Raw genomic sequence first — 18,697 nt, forward strand, 5'->3', positions numbered from 1 at the left:
TCCGGCCGAACTCGTCGCGGCGGGCTTCCGGCTCAGCGCCCGGATGGCCGTTTCCCACCCGGAGCTGATGCAGGTCCTGCGCCGCCGCGGCCTCGGTCACATCCACTCGGACAACGGACTGGCTCGCCGGGCGCTGCGCGATCTCCAGGTCGGTATCGCCTCCGGCCGTTTCACCGCCGTCGACCCGACGGTCGCCCTGTCCGCGTTGGGCGGAACCCTGCTGTCCCTCGTGGAGCTGCGTTTCGCCCGCCCCGAGGTGGACGGCGACGAGGCCGCGGTGAACCTCGCCGAGATGGTCCTGCGCATGCTGGGTCTGCCGGCGGACGACGCCCACGAGGTCGCTCGGCGCCCCCTCCCCGACCTCGACTGACCGCCCTGCCCCTGGGGCTGGTTGCGAAAAGTGGCGCCTGCCGCGCGACGCCCGGCACGCGGCAGCCCTTCGGGCGACGACGCCACGGTCGAGACGACGAGCAGGCGTTTGCGGCCGAGTCGACGAGGACGCCGGCGAAGGGGGCCAGCAGCGATGAGCACGGCGCTCAGGCTGGGCAGACAGGCACCAGCACGGGCCCGCTATCTCGGTGCGGCCGTGGTGATACGGCCGGGCTGGGAGGCGGCCAGCTCCGCTCCCACCCGGGCCGCGGTCTCGCGCAGCCAGATGTGGGCCGCGTCGTGGGTGTGCACCGGGTGCCACCACAGTGCCTCCTGGAGGGGGACCGCTGCGTAGGGGGGTTCCATGAGGCGTACGGCGGCCACGCCGCGCAGCAGCTCGGCCAGGCGCTGCTGTACCAGGGCGATCCGGCGGGTGCCGGCGACCAGGAAGGGCAGCGTCTGGAAGCTGTCGACGGAGATCTCCACGCGGGGATCGACACCGAGCATGCTCAGCTGCCGGGCGGCCGGAGCGTCGTAGGCGCGCTGGTAGATGACCCAGGGCAGCCGTGCCAGGTCGTCCATGGTCAGCTGGTCGCCGACCTCGTCGTTCGTCTCGGCGACCAGGAAGGCCCAGCGGTCGGTGAACAGGTCGACGGCGGGGAAACCACCGATGATGCCGCGCGGCATCAGCAGCCCGTCGGCCGTGCTGAGCAGCGGTGCCGTGTCCTCCGTGACGTCGATGGGCGTCCGCTGGAAGCGCAGTCGTACCCCCGGGGCCTCGGCGTGCACGGTCCGGGCGAGCTCGGCGCCGAACACGGCGAGGGCGTAGTCGGAGGTGAGCAGGGTGAACTCGTGCTCCTCGCTGCCCGGGGAGAAGTCGGCCCTGCTGCTGAAGACCCGCTCCAGCAGGTCGCAGGCGGTCGAGGTGCGGTCCAGCAGAGCGCGGCCGAGGGCGGTCAGTTCGTACTGCCTGCCGACGCGCGAGAGCAGGTCGTCGTCGAAGTGGCGGCGCAGGCGGGCCAGGGCCGCGCTCATCGCCGGCTGACTGAGCCCGACGCGCTGCCCGGCGCGGGTGACGTTGCGTTCCTCCAGCAGGGCCCGCAGGGACAGGACGAGATTGAGATCGAGGCCGGAGAGGGACACGACGCCTCCAGAGCGAGGCCGCTTGGGGCGGCAGCATTTGCACCGTGGATGATCAACATCTAAAGAATCTATTTCCCAGATTACGCGGCGAGGGTCACATTGGTCGCACCGCAATCTGGAGGACATTCCCGTGAAACCCGCAGCCGCTTCCGCGTCCTTCTCCGGACCCTTCGCCCTTGGCGTCCTCTCCGCCCCTGACCAGGCGTCTTTCCCCGGTCTTGTGATCCCCGGGGGGCGCGTGCTGGACCTTCCGACGGCCCTCGGAGAGCCGGCCCTGACGGCCCGGGGGATCCTCGAGCGCTGGGACGAGATGCTCCCTCGCCTGCACGCGCTCGCGGCCGACGAGACGGCCGACTGGCGGCCGTTGGAGCACCTGCGGGTGCACGCGCCGGTCGAGCCCCGCCAGGTCTTCCAGTCCGGCGCCAACTACCGGCAGCACGTGATCGACCTGGAGGTCGCCCACCGCGCCCCCGACGACCCCCGCACCGTGGAGGAGGCGCGCGCGCAGATCGCCGCGGTCATGGACCGGCGGGCGGCCGAGGACCTGCCGTACGTGTTCATCGGTCTGCCGAGCGCGATCACCGGCCCCTTCGACGACGTCGTACTCCCGGACTGGGCCGAACAACCGGACTGGGAGCTGGAGTTGGCGGCCGTCATCGCCAGGCCCGCCTACCGGGTGACGGTCGAGGAGGCCCTGGAGTACGTGGCCGGCTACACCATCGCCAACGACCTCACCGACCGCGCCACCGTCTTCCGCCGGGACATGAAGGCCATCGGCACCGACTGGCTGCGCTGCAAGAACGCTCCCGGTTTCACCCCGCTCGGCCCGTGGATCGTGCCCGCCGGGTCGATCGCCGACCCGGGTGACCTGCGGGTCACGCTGAAGCTCAACGGCGAGACCATGCAGGACGAGTCCACCAAGGACATGCTCTTCGGCATCGCGCGGCTGGTGTCGTACATCTCCCGGACCTCCCGGCTCCTGCCCGGCGACCTGGTGCTCACCGGCAGCCCGGCCGGCAACGGCATGCACTGGGGACGGCTGCTGCGCGACGGCGACGTCATGGAGGGCGTCATCACGGGTCTGGGCGCGCAGCGCACCCGCTGCGTCGCGGAGAGGACCGCGTCGTGACGGCCCCGCCCGACCCCACGGATGCCGAGGCCGCGATCGCCGAGGCCGCCAATCGGTACTCCAACTGGGGGCGTTGGGGTGAGGACGACGTCCTCGGCACGCTGAACTTCCTCGACGCGGCCAAGCGCCGCGAGGGTGCGGCACTGGTCCGCCGGGGCGTCAGCTTCTCGCTGTCTCAGCGGTTCGACATGAACGGGCCGCAGAAGGGCTGGCGCCGCCGCACCAACCCCGTCCACACCATGCTCGACACGGGAACGGACGCGGCGCTGGGCAACCAGGGCTTTCCGCACGGCATCGGCGGCGCCGACGACGTGATCGCGATGCCGCTGCAGTGCTCCACCCAGTGGGACGGGCTCGGGCACATCTTCGACCACGGCAAGGCGTGGAACGGGCGGGCGGCCGAGAAGGTCGTCACCTCCGACGGCGATCTGGTCACCGGCATCGAGCACATGGCGCCGTACGTCGCCGGCCGCGGAGTCCTCCTCGACGTCGGCCGGGTGATCGGTGACGAACGCGGAGAACTGCCGGACGGTTTCGCGATCACCGAGGAACACCTGACCGCGACGGCCGAGGCGCACGGCGTGGCCGTCGGCCGCGGGGACATCGTCGTCGTCCGGACCGGGCGGCTGGCGCGAGCCCGCCGCGAAGGCTGGGGCGACTACGCGGGCGGAGACTCCCCCGGTCTGTCCTTCACCACGGCCGGCTGGCTGCACGCGAGCGAGATCGCCGCCATCGCCACCGACACCTGGGGCTTCGAGGTACGGCCGAACGAGTTCGACGGCGCCTTCCAGCCGCTGCACCAGGTCGCCATCCCCAACATGGGCCTGCTGATCGGCGAGATGTGGGACCCCGACGCCCTCGCGGACGACTGCGCCCGCGACGGCGTGTACGCGTTCTGGCTCACCGCCGCGCCCCTGCCCATCACCGGAGCCGTCGGCTCCCCCGTCAATCCGGTCGCCGTCAAGTGACCTGCCCAACAAAGGAGTTGGCCATGGAAGGAAAGAGAGTCCTGGTCATCGGAGGGGGCACCTCCGGCAACGTCATGACCGTGCTGCTGCGGCGGGCCGGCATCGACGTCGACCTCGTCGAGGTCAGGCCGGACTGGAACGTACGCGGCTCCGGCATCACCCTTCAGGGCAACGCCCTGCGCGTGCTGCGCGAGATCGGCGTCTGGGACGAGGTCCGCGAGCACGGCTTCGGCTTCGACGCCCTGGGGCTGACGACGCCCGACGGCACCGTGCTGCACGTCGGCGAGGTCCTGCGCACCGGCGGAGACGACCTCCCCGCCACCCTGGGCATGCAGCGCCCGGAGCTCCAGCGCATCCTCGTCGACGCCGTCCGGGCATCCGGCGCGAACGTCCGGCTCGGCACCACCGCCGAGATCCTCACCGAGGACGACACGTCAGCGACCGTCCGGTTCAGTGACGGCACCGAGGGCCGCTACGACCTCGTCGTGGCCGCCGACGGCCTGCACTCCGCGACCCGCGCCGCCATAGGCATCGACGTCAAACCCGAGCCGACCGGCATGGCCATCTGGCGTGTCCCGGCGCCCCGCCCGGCCGGAGTGGAGTGCAGCGTCCTCTCCCACGGAGGACCCTGCTACATCGCCGGCTACACGCCCACCAGCGAGGACACGATCTACGCCTATCTGGTGGAAGCCGGCCGCGACCGCGACACGATCCCGCCCGAGTCCTACGCGCAGGAGATGCGCCGCCTCGCCGAGGGCTACGGCGGTGCCTGGGACGAGATCCGTGACTCGATCACCGACCCGGCGCAGGTGAACTACACCTGGTTCGACCGGATGCTGGTCGAGGGGTCCTGGCACCGGGGCCGGGTCGTCCTCGTCGGCGACGCCGCGCACTGCTGCCCGCCCACGATGGCCCAGGGCGCGGCGATGGCCATGGAGGACGCGTGGGTGCTGTCCCAGCTGCTGACCAGCGGATCCGCGTGGGACGAGGAACTGCTCACGCGCTACTACGAGCGGCGGATCGACCGGGTCCGGATGGTCGTCGAAGCGTCCGTGCAGATCGGGCAGTGGCAGCTCGACGGCGTGCCCGGTGACGTGCCCGGGCTGCTGGACGCCACCCTGCCGGTGCTCAAGGAGCTGCCGTGACGGCCCACCCGCCCCCGGCTACCGCGGGGAGCCGCCCCCGGACCGACCACCGCCCCTCGCCGAGCGCCGACGCGCGCACTTCACCGACTGTCGACGTACACGCGCACGTCCTGATCCCGGAAGTCGAGGCCCTGGTGGCCGACCTGCCGGGCCTGGCGGAGGCCAGGGCCCTCGACGCCCGCCGCAACGGGCCCGCGGCCCTGGCCGTCAGCGGCCCCATGGTCGCCGAGCGCATCCCGAGGCTGACGGACGTCGCCGTACGACTGGCCGCGATGGACGCGCAGGGTGTGGACGTCCAGTTGGTCAGCCCGTCGCCCTCGCACTACCACTACTGGGCGGACGAGGAGACGGCGGAGAAGGTGTACCGGCTCGCGGGCGAGGCGACGGCCGCCCACTGCGCCCAGGCGCCCGGCCGGCTGCACGGTCTGGGCCTCGTCCCCCTGCAGCACCCGGAATCGGCGGTGCGCGCGCTCGAATTCGCCGTCGGCATGGGCCTGTCGGGCGTCGAAATCTCCTCGCACGCGCCGGGCCGGGAGCTGTCGGATCCGGCGTACGAACCCTTCTGGACCCGGGCCGAGGAGACGGGCGCGATCCTCTTCCTGCACCCCTTCGGCTGCACGCTCGACGAGCGCCTGGACCAGTGGTACCTGTCCAACACCGTCGGGCAGCCCACCGAGAACGCCGTCGCGCTCTCGCACCTGATCTTCTCCGGGGTGCTGGACAGGCACCCGGAACTGAAGCTGATCGCCGCGCACGGGGGCGGCTACCTGCCCACCCACATCGGTCGCTCCGACCACGCCTGGTCGGCCCGCTCCGACGCGGGCGCGGGCTGCGCCCACGTGCCCAGCAGCTACCTCAAGCGCCTGTACTTCGACTCCCTGGTCCACGACCCGCAGGTACTGCGGGCGCTGATCGGCGCGGTCGGCGCCGACCGTGTGCTGCTCGGCTCCGACTTCCCCTTCGACATGGGCACCGAGGATCCCGTCGGCGCACTGCGCGCGGCGGGGCTGTCCGACCCGGACTTCCATGCCGTACGAGGCGGCAATGCCGCCGCCCTCCTTCGGAAGGACTGACATCATGCGTCTGCTCACACATCTGCGACACGTCGACCTCGCCGTGCCCGACTACGACAAGCAGCTCGACTTCTACTCCGGGGTGTGGGGCCTGACCAAGGTCGCCGAGGACTCCGGGATCTCGTTCCTGGCCGCCGAGGGCAGCCCCGAACAGTACGTGGTGCGGCTGCGCAAGGCCGAGGAGAAGCGCCTCGACCTCGTCTCGTACGGCGCCGCGAGCGCGGGGGACGTGGACACCCTCGCCGAACAACTCCTCGCGGGAGGAGTGCAGTTGATCTCCCAGCCGGACAAGATCGACACACCCGGTGGCGGCTACGGCTTCCGCTTCTTCGACGTCGACGGACGCACCATCGAGGTCTCTGCGGACGTCGAGGTCCGGCAGCACCGCAAGATCGAGGAGAAGGAGGCCATCCCGGTCAAGCTGTCGCACGTCGTCCTCAACTCCCCCGATCTGAACCGCACTCGGCAGTGGTACGAGCGTCACCTCGGGTTCCGGCTCTCCGACACGCTGATGCATCCGAAGATGGGCGAAGCGATGCACTTCATGCGCATCAGCAACCAGCACCACTCCATGGCCATCGCCCAAGGGCCGCACACTGCCCTGCACCATGTCTCCTTCGAGATGCGCGGCCTGGACGAGTACATGCGGGGCTCCGGACGGGTGCTTCGGGCCGGCTTCCGCAAGATCTGGGGCCCTGGCCGGCACCTGGCGGGCGACAACACCTTCACCTACTTCCTGGACCCGCAGGGCAACACGGTCGAGTACACGACGGAACTGGAGCTGCTGGACGAGGACACCTGGCACCCCCACGTCTACGACTTCTCCCAGCCCGAGGTCTCCGACCAGTGGGGCACCGCCAATCCCATGAACGAACTGGTCGCCAAGGAGTCGTTCAACGACGTCGACCGCGGCTGCTTCGTAGCCCCGCCGGTCTGATCCCCTCGAACCCCGGGGACGCGGTGGCCCTGTCACCGCCCTGACGCCCTTGCCGCGTCCCCGGTTCCCACCGCTGTCGAAGACCGCCGGAGCCTGGAGCCGTGCATGCGTTTCGCCACCTATGAACACCGACACCAGCGCCGGGTCGCCGTCGTCGAGGAGGACGGCACCCTCCACCCCGTTCCCGGCGCGCGCTCGCTCACTGAGCTGATCCGCTCCGGCGACGGACTCGACACGCTCCTGCGTGCCGGCGCCGCCGCGCTGGACGTCCCGCCGGTCCCGCATGTCTCCGAGGTGCGGCTGCTCCCACCGCTTCAGCCGCCCACCGTGCGGGACTTCGTCACCTTCGAGGAACACGTCGAAGGGGTACGGCGGTCCGTGGACGGCGTCGGCGGGGTGCCCGAAGCCTGGTACGACGCCCCGACGTTCTACTTCACCAACCCGTACGCCGTCATCGGCGCCCACGACGACGTGCCCGTGCCGCCGGGCAGCGACGTCCTCGACTTCGAGCTGGAGGTCGCCGCCGTCATCGGCCGGGAGGGGCGTGACCTGGCGCCCGAGCAGGCACGGGACCACATCATCGGCTACACGGTCTTCAACGACTGGTCGGCCCGCGACCTGCAGTCCCGCGAGATGCAGGTCCGCCTCGGCCCGTGCAAGGGCAAGGACACGGCCGCCACCCTCGGCCCGTACCTGGTCACCGCCGACGAGCTGGAGCCGTACCGCGACACCGACGGCTTTCTGCGCCTGGCGCTGACCGCCTCGGTGAACGGCGAGGTCGTCGGCGAGGACCTGCTGTCCAACATGAGCTGGACCTTCGAGGAGATGGCCGCCTACGCCTCACGCGGCACCGTCGTCCGCCCCGGCGACGTGCTCGGCTCCGGCACCTGCGGCAACGGCGGCTGCCTCGCCGAGCTGTGGGGCGTCCGGGGCGAGCAGTCCCCGCCCCCGCTGAAGCCGGGAGACACCGTCACCCTCACCGTGGAGGGCATCGGCACCGTCTCCAACACCGTGGTCGCGGGCAGGGATCCGGAGCCGCTGCCGACCGCCCGCCGCCGCAGCCGGGAGCGGCCGTGAACGACCTGCGCCCCGAGAGGCTCGTCGGCAAGGTCGTCGTCGTCACCGGCGCCGCGCGCGGCCAGGGCGCCGCCGAGGCCGAGGCCCTGACCCGCGAAGGCGCCCGCGTCATCGCCACCGACGTGACCGAGGCCCCCGGCTGCCGCCGCCTCGACGTCACCGACGAGGAGCACTGGGCGGAGCTGGCCGCCGAAGTGAGGGAGTCGTACGGCCAGGTGCACGGCCTGGTCAACAACGCGGGCATCACCTGGCGCGCCCGCCTCGACGAAGTGACCCCCGACGACTTCGCCCGCGTCCACGCCGTCAACGTCACCGGCCCGCTGCTGGGCATCCAGCACCTGACGCCGCTGATGCCGCCCGGCTCGTCCATCGTCAACGTCGGCTCCACCGCCGCGCTCAGCGGCCACTACCCGGTCGCCTACACGACCAGCAAATGGGCACTGCGCGGCCTGTCGAAGACGGCGGCCACGGAGCTCGGCCCGCGCGGCATCCGCGTCAACACGATCCACCCCGGCTTCATCGAGACCGAGATGACCGCCTCCGCCGCCCCCGCCTTCCGCGAGGCGAACATCCACGAGACCCCGCTCGGCCGCACCGGCACGGTGGACGAGATCACCCCGCTCGTGGTCTTCCTCCTGTCCGACGAGTCCTCCTTCATCACCGGCGCCGAGATCCCGGTCGACGGCGGACTCACCGCGCACGGCGGCGTCAAGTCCATCTCGGACGCTCTGGCCGTCACCACTGCCCGAACGCGGCCGAGCCCGATAGGCCCTCCAGCCCGGGTGTCCCCTCCCCGGGCAGTCGGGTGAGTGAGTTCATTCCCCAGGTCACAGCATCGGCGACTGCATTCTCTCCCGTCGTCCGACAGCCGCCGCGGAGGGCACACCGGCCGGTTCGCGCCGGCCGGTGTCGTCGTCCTGCGGCAGCAGCAGCTCCTCGTAACGGCCCAGCAGCAGCACCACTCCGAGCAGGAGCAGCGGAAGCAGCACAGCGAGCATCGCCATGGCGTGTCCTTCCCCAGGGATGTGTGGGGGGGTGTGATCCGGGTCTCCCGCAGGCCGTGGCGCAAACCAGTGCGGAGGGCACCGATCGGGCGTGCCGAACCCGTGTCGGCTCGCGGGGTTCGGGTACGCGGTGCGGACCCCCGAACGTCTGGAGGGAGACATGCAGCGAGGCAGCGACCGGCTGAGCGTCCACCGTGACGACGAGATGAAGCATGAACTCCAGGGGCTGCTCAGGTCCGGGCACCCCACCCGCAGTGAGGAGTGGCACGACCCGGAGCCGGCCGCCGAGGACGACCCCGAGGTCGCGCACGGGCCGGTGACGCCGAGCCGTGCGCCGACGTCCCTGGAGTCGGTCCGCCTGGAGCTGGCCCGGATCCTGGGCCGCAGGGCGTTCCCGGCGAGCGCGCGCGACCTGGCCCGCGAGTTGCGCGGCCACCAGGCGCCCGACGCCCTCGTCGAGGCCCTGGAGCGGCTGCCGCGCCAGGAGCGCTACGGCAATGTCCAGGAGCTGGCCCAGGCCCTGGTCCGGGCCCGTGAGACCGGACCGGAGGAGTACGCGTAGGGACCGCGCCGGGGGCACCGTGAGCGGGCCCGCCCGCCCACGGTGCCCCCTCCGAACGGGGAAACGGAGGGAGGGCTCCGAGTGATGGCCGAGTTGGTGAAGGACGTGATGACCCCGGGTGTGGTCGCCGTACGCCCGGACGCCTCGCTGGTCGAGGCGGCGCAGCTGATGCGCACGCAGAACATCGGCGACGTGGTGGTGGCCGAGGGACAGGACGTGATCGGCGTGCTCACCGACCGTGACATCACGGTGCGGGCGGTGGCCGACGGTGCCGACCCGATGACGGTGAGCGTGCAGTCGGTGTGCACACCGGATCCGGTGACGGTGACGCCGGGCGACCGGGTGACGACCGCGGCCACGCTGATGCGCGAGCACGCGGTGCGCCGGCTGCCGGTGGTGGAGAACGGGCTGCCGGTGGGAATGGTGAGCCTCGGCGATCTGGCCGAGGCCGAGGACCCCGCGTCCGCGCTCGCCGACATCAGCCGCGCCGAGCCGGACGCCCGAGGTGACACGTGAGCGCCGACCAGGCGAAGGAGATCAGCGCCACCGGCGTCACCGTCGACGTCGGTGACGCCACGACCCGCTATCTGCTGTACGGGCTGCTGCCCAGCTGGTTCGTGCCCGGGGTGGCCGACTGGGTGATGCACCGGCGGACCCGTATCGAGGAGACCGCGGGCACCAAGGAGTCGTTGATCCACTCGCTGATGATGGCCGAGGTCGGCATCCCGATCGCGCTGACGCTGCGCTACGAGGTCAACCCGCTGCTGCTGAGCGTGCAGCTGGGCGGGGCCGCGGTGCACGAGGCGACGGCGCTGTGGGACGTCCGTACGGCCGTCGAGAGCGACCGGGAGGTCAAGCCGGTCGAGCAGCACATCCACAGCTTTCTGGAGTCGCTGCCGTTCGGGGCGCTGGCCTCCCTGATGTGCCTGCACGCCGACCAGGTGAAGTCGCTGTTGCACGGCGGTCGCGGGGACCCCGACGCGTGGCGGCTGGTGCCGCGCCGGCGGCCGCTGTCACGCGGCTATCTGGCGGGCATCGCCGCGGCGATCGGCACCTGCGTGCTGCTGCCGTACGGCGAGGAGTTGCTGCGGTGCGTGCGCACGGGCCGCAGGCACCGCAAGAACGAGAAGAACGCGAGGAGCGACGCGGCGCGCTGGAGCGCCGACCGCTCCGGGAAAGGACGTTGAGCATCATGCGCATCGCATTTCTGGTGGCGCCCGAGGGCGTCGAGCAGGTCGAGCTGACCGATCCGTGGCAGGCCGCGAAGGACGCCGGGCACGAGCCCGTGCTGGTGTCGACGAAGCAGGGGGAGATCCAGGCGTTCCACCACCTCGACAAGGCGGACACCTTCCCCGTGGACGAGGTCGTGGGCGAGACCGCGCCGGGCTCGTTCGGTGCTCTGGTGCTGCCGGGCGGCGTGGCCAACCCGGACTTCCTGCGGATGGACGGCAAGGCCGTCGCGTTCGTCCGGGACTTCTTCGAGCAGGGCCGCCCCGTGGCCGCGATCTGTCACGCGCCGTGGACGCTGGTCGAGGCGGACGTCGTACGCGGCCGGGTGCTGACCTCGTGGCCGAGCCTGCAGACCGACATCCGCAACGCGGGCGGCACCTGGGTGGACGAGCAGGTGAAGGTCTGTGACCACGGGGCCAACAAGCTGGTCACCAGCCGTAAGCCGGACGACCTGAAGGCGTTCTGCGAGACCTTCCTCGACGTCTTCGCCGAGGAGGCCGCCTGATGGCCTCTCCCGCCGACCGGAAGCAGGAGCAGCGCGAGGCGTTCAGGGCGGACGATCCGGCCGGCGGGCCGCTCACCACCGACCAGGGCGTCGAGGTCGACCACACCGACGACTCCCTGGCGGCGGGCGAGCGCGGCCCGACGCTGATGGAGGACTTCCACTTCCGGGAGAAGCTCACCCGCTTCGACCACGAGCGGATCCCGGAACGGGTGGTGCACGCGCGGGGCGCGGGCGCGTACGGCTATTTCGAACCGTACGAGTCCTGCGCGGAGTTCACCCGTGCGGCGTTCCTCCAGGACCCGGCCGTGCGGACCCCCGTGTTCGTGCGGTTCTCGACCGTGCAGGGCCCGAAGGGCTCGGCGGACACCGTGCGGGACGTGCGCGGCTTCGCGACCAAGTTCTACACGTCGGAGGGCAACTACGACCTGGTCGGGAACAACTTCCCGGTCTTCTTCATCCAGGACGGCGTCAAGTTCCCCGACTTCGTGCACGCGGTGAAGCCCGAGCCGCACAACGACATCCCGACGGGCGCGTCCGCGCACGACACCCTGTGGGACTTCGTGTCGCTCCAGCCCGAGACGCTGCACGCGATCATGTGGCTGATGTCGGACCGGGCGATCCCGCGCAGCTACCGCATGATGCAGGGCTTCGGCGTGCACACCTTCCGGTTCGTCAACGCGGACGGCAAGGGCACGTTCGTGAAGTTCCACTGGAAGCCGCGGCTCGGCGTGCACTCGCTGGTGTGGGACGAGGCGCAGGAGTGCCAGGGCCGCGACCCGGACTTCAACCGGCGTGACCTGTGGGACGCGATCGAGGCAGGCGAGTACCCCGAGTGGGAGCTCGGCGTGCAACTCGTGCCGGAGGAGGACGAGTTCGCGTTCGACTTCGATCTGCTCGACCCGACGAAGATCATCCCGGAGGAGCAGGTGCCGGTGCGGCCGATCGGCCGGATGGTGCTGGACCGCAACCCGGAGAACTTCTTCGCGGAGACCGAGCAGGTCGCCTTCCACACGGCGAACGTCGTCCCCGGCATCGACTTCACCAACGACCCGCTGCTCCAGGCGCGGAACTTCTCCTACCTGGACACCCAGCTGATCCGGCTCGGCGGGCCCAATTTCTCGCAGCTGCCGGTGAACCGGCCGGTCGCGCCGGTGCGCAACAACCAGCGCGACGGCTACCACCAGAGCGCGATCCACTCCGGCACGAACTACTTCCCGAATTCGCTCGGCGGGGGCTGCCCGGCCCACGCGGGCGCCGGGGGGAGCGCCTACACGCATTACGCCGAACGGGTGGACGGCCACAAGATCCGGCGCCGCAGTCCCAGCTTCCAGGACCACTACAGCCAGCCGGCGATGTTCTGGAACAGCATGGCGGACTGGGAGAAGCAGCACATCGTCGAGGCCTTCCGGTTCGAGCTCGGCAAGGTGGGCGCGATGACCGTGCGGGCGCGTACGGTCGAGCACCTGGCCAAGGTCGACGGGGAGCTGGCGGTGCAGGTGGCGCGGGGTGTCGGGGTGCCGGAGCCGGCCGCCGCGGAGGCTGCGTCCAAGTCGGCCTCCCCCGCGCTCAGCCTGGAGTCGCTGCGCGGGGACGGTTCGATCCGGACCCGGCAGATCGCGGTGCTCGTCACGGACGGGGTGGACGCCGAGCAGATCACCTCCGTGCGGGAGCGGCTGGCCGCCGAGGGGGCGGTCGTCGAGGCGCTGGCCGCGACGGACGGGACGATCACCGGGTCCGACGGTGAGACGTACACGGTCGACCGGGCGCTGCCGACCGTGGCGTCCGTGCTGTACGACGCCGTGCTGCTGCCCGGCGGGCCCGTCGGCACCCCGCCGACGGCGGCCGACCCGGACGCGGTGCGGTTCGTGCGGGACGCCTACCGCCACGGCAAGCCGGTGGGTGCGCTCGGCTCGGGCGTGGGCGTCCTGTCGGCGCTGGAGCCCGAGGGGCTGAGGCTGTCGACGGAGTTCCAGCGCGTGGTCGCGGACCAGGGCGTGGTGACGGACACCTCGCCGGGCCCGGCGAGCGAGGAGTTCCTGAACGCGTTCGTGGACGTGATCGCGGCGCACCGGCACTGGGGGCGGGGGCCGGTGCGCCGCTGAGCTGAACGGCCGGGCCGAGGGTCCGGGAACCAGACCGGGGGGCCGGGCCGGGCCGCGCTTGTGGGGGTGCGGTCCGGCTCGCGTTCGTTGTGCCGGGCGCGGGCCGGGTCGCGTCGGTCCGGTGCCGGTCGGCCAGGGGGCTCAGGTGCCGGGGGTCGTGGGAGTCGTCGACTCCCCGCTTCCCCGCTCCCGGGCCCCTTCGCGGGTGCGGCCCGCGGCCACCGGGCGGCGCGGGTTGCGGCGCAGGAACTCGCCCTCCAGCTGCGCCATGCGTTCGTTGTGGGCCCGCAGTGCGTCGTTCGAGCCGTAGAGCAGCGTGTCGTGCCGCGTGCGGTGGATGGTCTCCAGCTCTTTCATGAGCTGTTGGTCGTCCAGCCGGTCAGGGTCCACTCCGGTCATGGTGTTGCCCCGCTCGTCGTGTTCGTTCATGTGGTCCGGGTACCCGCCCGGGGAGCAACTGAGCACTACCCCCGAGCGGCATCCGGGAGGGAGCCATGGATCTCGCTTTTCTGCACCCACTGTACGAACACCCCGGGCCTTGGGCCTCGGTGTACGTCGACACCTCCCGGCATACGGAGGCCACCCCCCAAGAGCGGCAGCTCACGGCCCGGGCGATGGCCCGGCAGCTGGCCGACCAGGGCGCGGACGAGGCGACCTGCCGGGCCGTGCAGAGCGCGATCGAGGACCTGCGGCACTCTTCCGAACCGCACGGCCGGGCCCTGTTCGCCCGCGCCGGCGAGGTGGTCCTCGACCCGCCGCTGGCCCGTCCCCCGCAGGGCGGCGACTGGGCCGAATGGGCCCCGCTGCCGCGGGTGACGCCGCTGCTGGAACTGGCCGGCGAGGACCCGGTGTGCGTGGTGGCGTACGTCGACCGCAAGGGCGCCGACTTCGAGCTGCGCAGCGGACTGGGCAGCGAGGCCGCCGGAAGCGTCACCGGGCGCCAGTGGCCGGTGCACCGGACGAGCTCCGTGGACTGGTCCGAGCGGCATTTCCAGCTGCGGGTGGAGAACACCTGGGAGCACAACGCCGCGGAGATCGCCGACGCGCTCGCCGTGTGCCAGGAGGAGACCCGCGCCGACCTGCTCATTCTCGTCGGCGACGACCGTGAGCGGCGGTCCGTGCACGAGCGGCTGCCCAAGCGGCTGCACGACCTCGTCGTCGAGGCGCCGCACGGCACCGGCAGCCGGCTCCTCGACGGGGACGTGGAGCGGGCCCGCGCCGACCACGTACGGCGGCGGGCCGCGGCGGAGCTGGAGCGGTTCCTGGCCGCCCGGAACCCGGACGACGAGGGCCGGGCCGGGGCCGTGGAGGGCGTGCCCGCGCTGATCGAGGCGGCGCGTGAGCACCGCATCGACGAGCTGCTGATCAGGCCGGACGGGCCGGACGCGCACCGCGAGGTGTGGATCGGCGAGGACCCGGACCAGGTCGCGGTACGGCGTACGGACCTGAAGATCCTCGGCGAGCAGCACTCCTGGCCGGCCCGGGCGGACGACGCGCTGATCCGCTCGGCCGTCGCGTCGGACGCGGCGGCGCTGGCGGTCTCGGACCAGGACCGGCAGGAGACGCAGGAGGCGCACGAGGTGCCGGTGGGCGGACTCGGGGCGCTGCTCCGCTGGAAGTGAGCGGGGAGCCGGGCCCGCTGGGGGGAGACCCCTAGCGGGCCCGCTCCACCCGGCGTTCGTCCCAGACCGGGTCCGGGGTCTCCCGGACCCGGCCGTCGCTGCCGAAGACCAGGTAGCGGTCGAAGGAGCGGGCGAACCAGCGGTCGTGCGTGACCGCGAGGACCGTGCCCTCGAAGGCCTCCAGGCCCTCCTGGAGCGCCTCCGCGGACTCCAGGTCCAGGTTGTCGGTCGGCTCGTCGAGCAGCAGTGCCGTCACGCCCTGGAGCTCCAGCAGCAGGATCTGGAAGCGGGCCTGCTGGCCGCCGGACAGGCGGTCGAACGTCTGCTCGGCCTGGTTCGTCAGCTCGTAGCGGCGCAGCCGGGACATCGCCGCGCCGCGGTCCTGTGCGTGTTCCTTCCACAGGATGTCGAGCAGGGTGCGGCCCTCCAGCTCCGGGTGCGCGTGCGTCTGCGCGAAGTGGCCGGGGACGACCCGGGCTCCCAGTTTCCAGTTGCCCGTGTGCGCCACGTCGCCGCCGGCGAGGAGACGCAGGAAGTGGGACTTGCCGGAGCCGTTGGAGCCGAGGACGGCGACCCGTTCGCCGTAGAAGACCTCCAGGTCGAAGGGCTTCATCAGCCCGGTGAGTTCGAGCCCTTCGCAGGTGACGGCCCGGACGCCGGTGCGGCCGCCCTTGAGCCGCATCCTGATGTCCTGCTCGCGGGGCGGCTCGGGCGGCGGCCCGGCCTCCTCGAACTTGCGCAGCCGGGTCTGGGCGGCCTGGTAACGGGAGGCCATCTCGTGGCTGACGGTGGCCGCCTGACGCAGGTTCAGCACCAGTTTCTTCAGCTGGGCGTGCTTCTCGTCCCAGCGCCTGCGCAACTCCTCGAAGCGGGCGAAGCGTTCACGCCGGGCGTCGTGGTACGTGCCGAAACCGCCGCCGTGCACCCAGGCGTCGGCACCCGCGGGGCCGGGTTCCAGGGAGATGATCCGCTGTGCGGCGCGGGCGAGGAGTTCGCGGTCGTGGGAGACGAAGAGGACGGTCTTGCGGGTCTCGGCGAGCCGTTCCTCCAGCCAGCGTTTGCCGGGGACGTCGAGGTAGTTGTCGGGCTCGTCGAGCAGGAGCACCTCGTCGGTGCCGCGCAGCAGTGCCTCCAGGACGAGCCGCTTCTGCTCGCCGCCGGAGAGGGTGCGGACCTGGCGCCACTGTGCCTTCTCGTAGGGGATGCCGAGCGCGGCCGTGGTGCACATGTCCCACAGCGTCTCGGCCTCGTAGCCGCGGGCCTCCGCCCAGTCGGAGAGGGCCTGGGCGTACTCGAGCTGGGCGGCCTCGTCGTCCACGGTCATGATGGCGTGCTCGGCGGTGTCCACGGCACGGGCCGCCTCGCGGAGGCGGGGGGTGGCGACGGACACGAGCAGGTCCCGTACGGTCGTCTCGTCGCGTACGGATCCGACGAACTGCCGCATCACGCCGAGTCCGCCGCCGACGGTGACGGTTCCGCCGTGCGGCTTGACCTCACCGGCGAGCATCCGGAGCAGGGTCGTCTTCCCGGCCCCGTTGGGCCCCACGAGGGCGACGACGGCCCCCTCCCCGACCCGGAACGACACATCACCCAGCAGCGCCCTTCCGTCAGGCAGGTAGTACTCCAGATGCGCGGCTTCGAGGTGACCCATGGGCGCGATTCTGTGCGGCCGGCGACGCGCGGGGCAAACTCATTTCCGCCGGGGGTGCGCGCCTGCGGGCCCGCCCCCCAGCGGCAACGGCTCAGACCCGGGCCAGGGGACGGTGCGGGCCCGTGGGCAGTTCCGCCTCTATCGCGTCGCCGGGGCGCACCACGCCCCCTTCCCGCACCACGCTCATGATCCCGGCCTTGCGGACGACGTTCCCCGCCTCGTCGCGGCCCACGACCCGCTTCAGCAGCCCGTCCTGGAAGGTGTCGATCTGGAGGCAGGGGTTGCGCAGGCCGGTCACCTCCACGACCGCGGTGTCGCCGATGCGCAGCAACGTGCCGGTCGGCAGACCGAGCAGATCGATGCCCTGCGTCGTGATGTTCTCGCCGAGGTCGCCCGGCGCCACCTTGAACCCTTCCTCACCGAGCTCCGCGAAGAGCTCCTCGTGCATGAGGTGCACCTGGCGCAGGTTCGGCTGGGTCGGATCCTGCGCGACGCGCGACCGGTGCTTGACCGTCACGCCGGCGTGCACGTCCCCCTCCACCCCGAGACCGGCGAGCAGCCTGATGCTGTCCCGGTTCGGCTTGGTGAACGAGTACTCCCCGTTGCTGCTGACCGCCGTCACTCGCCCGTTCATCCCTCGGTTCCCCCTCTTCGGTCATGATGATCACCCTGAGCCTGCCCGTGGACGGTCGGTGTGTCCACCCCCCTCCGGGTACCCGCACGCCATGACGCCCCCCGTCCTGCCCCGCCCGAGCCACGGCGCGAACCATGGCGCCCTGTGGTTCGCGGCCGCCGCCGCCCTCGCGGCGACCCGCACCCCCCGGGCCCGCCGCGCCGCGACCCGCGGGCTGGCCTCGCTCGTCCTCGCCTCCCTCACCGTCGACGCCCTCGGCAGGCGCACGGTCCGCCATCCTCGCCCGGTCCCGGTGATCCGGCAGGTGAAGCGGCGGCCGGTCACCGCCTCGTTCCCCTCCGGACACGCCGCGTCGGCCGCCGCATTCGCGACCGGTGTCGCCCTGGAGTCCCCCGCCTGGGGCATCGTCGTCGCCCCGGTGGCCGCCTCCGTCGTCCTCTCTCGCGCCCACAGCGGCGCGCACCACCCGGGCGACGTCCTGGCGGGCGCGGCCCTGGGCGTGGGTGCCGCGTTCGCCGCACGGAGCATGGTGCCGACGCGCGGCCAGGTCGCCCCGCCGGCCCGGCCCCGCGCCGAGGCCCCGGCGCTGCCGGACGGCGAGGGACTCGTGCTGGTGGCGAACACCGCCGCGGGGAGCGCCGAGCGGGTCCGTGCCCTGCGGGACGCGCTCCCCCGGGCCGAGGTCGTCGAGTGCGAGCCGGGCGACGTGCCCGCGGAGTTGGCGAAGGCGGCCACCCGTGCCCGGGTCCTCGGCGTGTGCGGCGGGGACGGCACCGTGAACGCCGCCGCCCGTGTGGCGCTCCGCTCCGGCCTGCCCCTCGCGGTGCTGCCGGGCGGGACCCTCAACCACTTCGCCTACGACCTGGGCATCGAGGACGTACGCGATCTCGCCCAGGCACTGCGTGCGGGTGACGCCGTGCGCGTGGACGTGGGCCGGTACTCCTGCGGTGGGCAGCACGGCGTCTTCCTCAACACGTGCAGTGTCGGCGTCTACCCGGAGCTCGTGCGCGAGCGGGAGCGCTGGTCGCACCGGATCGGCGGCTGGCCCGCCGGCGTGCTCGCGGCCCTGCGCGTGCTGCGGGCCGACCGGCACCCGCTGGAGGCCGAGGTCCAGGGCCGTACGCGCCCGTTGTGGCTGCTGTTCGCCGGGAACGGCACCTATCACCGCATGGGGCTGGCGCCCGGGCGCCGGAAGGACCTCGCGGACGGGCAGCTCGACGTGCGGGTCGTGCACGGCGGGCGCCGGCCGGCGGTCCGGCTGCTCGCCGCCGCCGTCGCGGGGCCGCTGACCCGCTCCCCCGCCCACGCCGCCGTCCAGGTGGGACGGCTGCGCCTGGACCACGTGGCGCCCGGCACGCTCCTCGCCTACGACGGTGAAGTCACCGAGGTGGAGGGCCGCGTGACGCTGGAGAAGCTGCCCGAGGCCCTGACCGTCTACCGTCCGATCCCCGCCTGACTGACATACCGTCAGTCCATATAGCGGGAATGCGGTCTCAATATGCGGCCGGACTGCGTACGGTGATCCCATACCGACCCGACACGAAGG

Annotated in this window: 19 protein-coding genes and 1 pseudogene; 15 read left to right on the forward strand and 5 right to left on the reverse strand. The window is 72.1% G+C overall.

The genetic code is table 11. The features are described from left to right. Nucleotides 1-370: pseudogene (locus GTY47_RS03620) on the forward strand (TetR/AcrR family transcriptional regulator); the annotation flags it as partial. A 200-nt stretch (nucleotides 371-570) separates the two neighbouring features. Here the strand turns inward: GTY47_RS03620 and GTY47_RS03625 are convergent. Beyond that, nucleotides 571-1,512, reverse strand: coding sequence for a LysR family transcriptional regulator (locus tag GTY47_RS03625; protein WP_010038661.1), 942 nt, complete (start codon nucleotides 1,510-1,512; stop codon nucleotides 571-573). Between the two features lie 130 nt (nucleotides 1,513-1,642). Here GTY47_RS03625 and GTY47_RS03630 point away from each other — a divergent pair, with 130 nt between their 5' ends. From GTY47_RS03630 to GTY47_RS03660, 7 genes are all read left to right on the forward strand, one after another. Continuing rightward, nucleotides 1,643-2,641: a fumarylacetoacetate hydrolase family protein gene (locus GTY47_RS03630; RefSeq protein WP_029181092.1), complete on the forward strand. Its 999-nt coding sequence runs from the start codon at nucleotides 1,643-1,645 to the stop codon at nucleotides 2,639-2,641. Beyond that, entirely contained in the window at nucleotides 2,638-3,609 is a 972-nt protein-coding gene (locus GTY47_RS03635; protein ID WP_010038664.1) for a cyclase family protein, read from the forward strand. The genes GTY47_RS03630 and GTY47_RS03635 overlap by 4 nt, the downstream gene beginning before the upstream one ends. Nucleotides 3,610-3,632: 23 nt before the next feature. Beyond that, nucleotides 3,633-4,754, forward strand: coding sequence for an FAD-dependent oxidoreductase (locus GTY47_RS03640; protein ID WP_010038666.1), 1,122 nt, complete (start codon nucleotides 3,633-3,635; stop codon nucleotides 4,752-4,754). Further along, the gene (locus GTY47_RS03645; RefSeq protein ID WP_010038668.1) at nucleotides 4,751-5,827 is read left to right on the forward strand and encodes an amidohydrolase family protein; all 1,077 of its coding nucleotides are present in this window, start codon (nucleotides 4,751-4,753) and stop codon (nucleotides 5,825-5,827) included. Before GTY47_RS03640 ends, GTY47_RS03645 begins: the two co-directional genes overlap by 4 nt. Before the next feature lie 4 nt (nucleotides 5,828-5,831). Further along, complete coding sequence (locus GTY47_RS03650) at nucleotides 5,832-6,764, forward strand: VOC family protein (protein ID WP_010038670.1); 933 nt, start codon at nucleotides 5,832-5,834, stop codon at nucleotides 6,762-6,764. A gap of 105 nt (nucleotides 6,765-6,869) precedes the next feature. Then, complete coding sequence (locus tag GTY47_RS03655) at nucleotides 6,870-7,841, forward strand: fumarylacetoacetate hydrolase family protein (protein ID WP_010038672.1); 972 nt, start codon at nucleotides 6,870-6,872, stop codon at nucleotides 7,839-7,841. Further along, nucleotides 7,838-8,650, forward strand: a complete 813-nt coding sequence (locus GTY47_RS03660) for an SDR family oxidoreductase (RefSeq protein ID WP_010038674.1) — start codon at nucleotides 7,838-7,840, stop codon at nucleotides 8,648-8,650. Before GTY47_RS03655 ends, GTY47_RS03660 begins: the two co-directional genes overlap by 4 nt. Before the next feature lie 18 nt (nucleotides 8,651-8,668). Here the strand turns inward: GTY47_RS03660 and GTY47_RS40110 are convergent, their stop codons facing one another. Further along, nucleotides 8,669-8,845: a hypothetical protein gene (locus GTY47_RS40110; protein ID WP_173937228.1), complete on the reverse strand. Its 177-nt coding sequence runs from the start codon at nucleotides 8,843-8,845 to the stop codon at nucleotides 8,669-8,671. Between the two features lie 160 nt (nucleotides 8,846-9,005). Here GTY47_RS40110 and GTY47_RS03665 point away from each other — a divergent pair, with 160 nt between their 5' ends. The 5 genes from GTY47_RS03665 (at nucleotide 9,006) to GTY47_RS03685 (ending at nucleotide 13,244) form a co-directional block, all read left to right on the forward strand. After that, a complete protein-coding gene (locus GTY47_RS03665; protein ID WP_010038676.1) occupies nucleotides 9,006-9,407 on the forward strand; it encodes a DUF2795 domain-containing protein in 402 nt (133 codons plus the stop codon). Nucleotides 9,408-9,491: 84 nt separating this feature from the next. Continuing rightward, complete coding sequence (locus GTY47_RS03670; protein ID WP_010038679.1) at nucleotides 9,492-9,923, forward strand: CBS domain-containing protein; 432 nt, start codon at nucleotides 9,492-9,494, stop codon at nucleotides 9,921-9,923. Then, complete coding sequence (locus GTY47_RS03675) at nucleotides 9,920-10,594, forward strand: hypothetical protein (RefSeq protein ID WP_010038681.1); 675 nt, start codon at nucleotides 9,920-9,922, stop codon at nucleotides 10,592-10,594. Before GTY47_RS03670 ends, GTY47_RS03675 begins: the two co-directional genes overlap by 4 nt. A 5-nt stretch (nucleotides 10,595-10,599) precedes the next feature. Then, nucleotides 10,600-11,142, forward strand: coding sequence for a type 1 glutamine amidotransferase domain-containing protein (locus tag GTY47_RS03680; RefSeq protein ID WP_010038682.1), 543 nt, complete (start codon nucleotides 10,600-10,602; stop codon nucleotides 11,140-11,142). Beyond that, nucleotides 11,142-13,244 (forward strand): catalase, encoded by a 2,103-nt coding sequence (locus tag GTY47_RS03685; RefSeq protein WP_010038686.1) that lies wholly within the window; start codon nucleotides 11,142-11,144, stop codon nucleotides 13,242-13,244. The genes GTY47_RS03680 and GTY47_RS03685 overlap by 1 nt, the downstream gene beginning before the upstream one ends. A 141-nt stretch (nucleotides 13,245-13,385) precedes the next feature. On the opposite strand, the gene GTY47_RS03690 is transcribed toward GTY47_RS03685, so the two are convergent. After that, on the reverse strand, nucleotides 13,386-13,673 hold the full coding sequence (locus GTY47_RS03690) for a DUF6158 family protein (protein ID WP_010038687.1): 288 nt from the start codon (nucleotides 13,671-13,673) through the stop codon (nucleotides 13,386-13,388). A 65-nt stretch (nucleotides 13,674-13,738) separates the two neighbouring features. Here GTY47_RS03690 and GTY47_RS03695 point away from each other — a divergent pair, with 65 nt between their 5' ends. Beyond that, nucleotides 13,739-14,866 carry a Vms1/Ankzf1 family peptidyl-tRNA hydrolase gene (locus GTY47_RS03695; RefSeq protein ID WP_010038692.1) on the forward strand — a complete coding sequence of 376 codons (1,128 nt, stop codon included), beginning with the start codon at nucleotides 13,739-13,741 and terminating at the stop codon, nucleotides 14,864-14,866. Nucleotides 14,867-14,897: 31 nt separating this feature from the next. Here GTY47_RS03695 and GTY47_RS03700 read toward each other — a convergent pair whose 3' ends face one another. Together GTY47_RS03700 and GTY47_RS03705 are read right to left on the reverse strand one after the other, a co-directional pair. Then, on the reverse strand, nucleotides 14,898-16,517 hold the full coding sequence (locus GTY47_RS03700) for an ATP-binding cassette domain-containing protein (protein ID WP_010038693.1): 1,620 nt from the start codon (nucleotides 16,515-16,517) through the stop codon (nucleotides 14,898-14,900). A 91-nt stretch (nucleotides 16,518-16,608) separates the two neighbouring features. Continuing rightward, nucleotides 16,609-17,151 (reverse strand): MOSC domain-containing protein, encoded by a 543-nt coding sequence (locus tag GTY47_RS03705; protein WP_078602804.1) that lies wholly within the window; start codon nucleotides 17,149-17,151, stop codon nucleotides 16,609-16,611. Nucleotides 17,152-17,242: 91 nt separating this feature from the next. On the opposite strand from GTY47_RS03705, the gene GTY47_RS03710 reads away from it, so the two are divergent. Then, nucleotides 17,243-18,607: a diacylglycerol kinase family protein gene (locus GTY47_RS03710; RefSeq protein ID WP_010038698.1), complete on the forward strand. Its 1,365-nt coding sequence runs from the start codon at nucleotides 17,243-17,245 to the stop codon at nucleotides 18,605-18,607. Nucleotides 18,608-18,697 lie beyond the last annotated feature (90 nt).

Origin of the sequence: Streptomyces sp. SID5464 (assembly GCF_009862985.1) — a bacterium.
GTDB lineage: Bacteria > Actinomycetota > Actinomycetes > Streptomycetales > Streptomycetaceae > Streptomyces > Streptomyces chartreusis_D.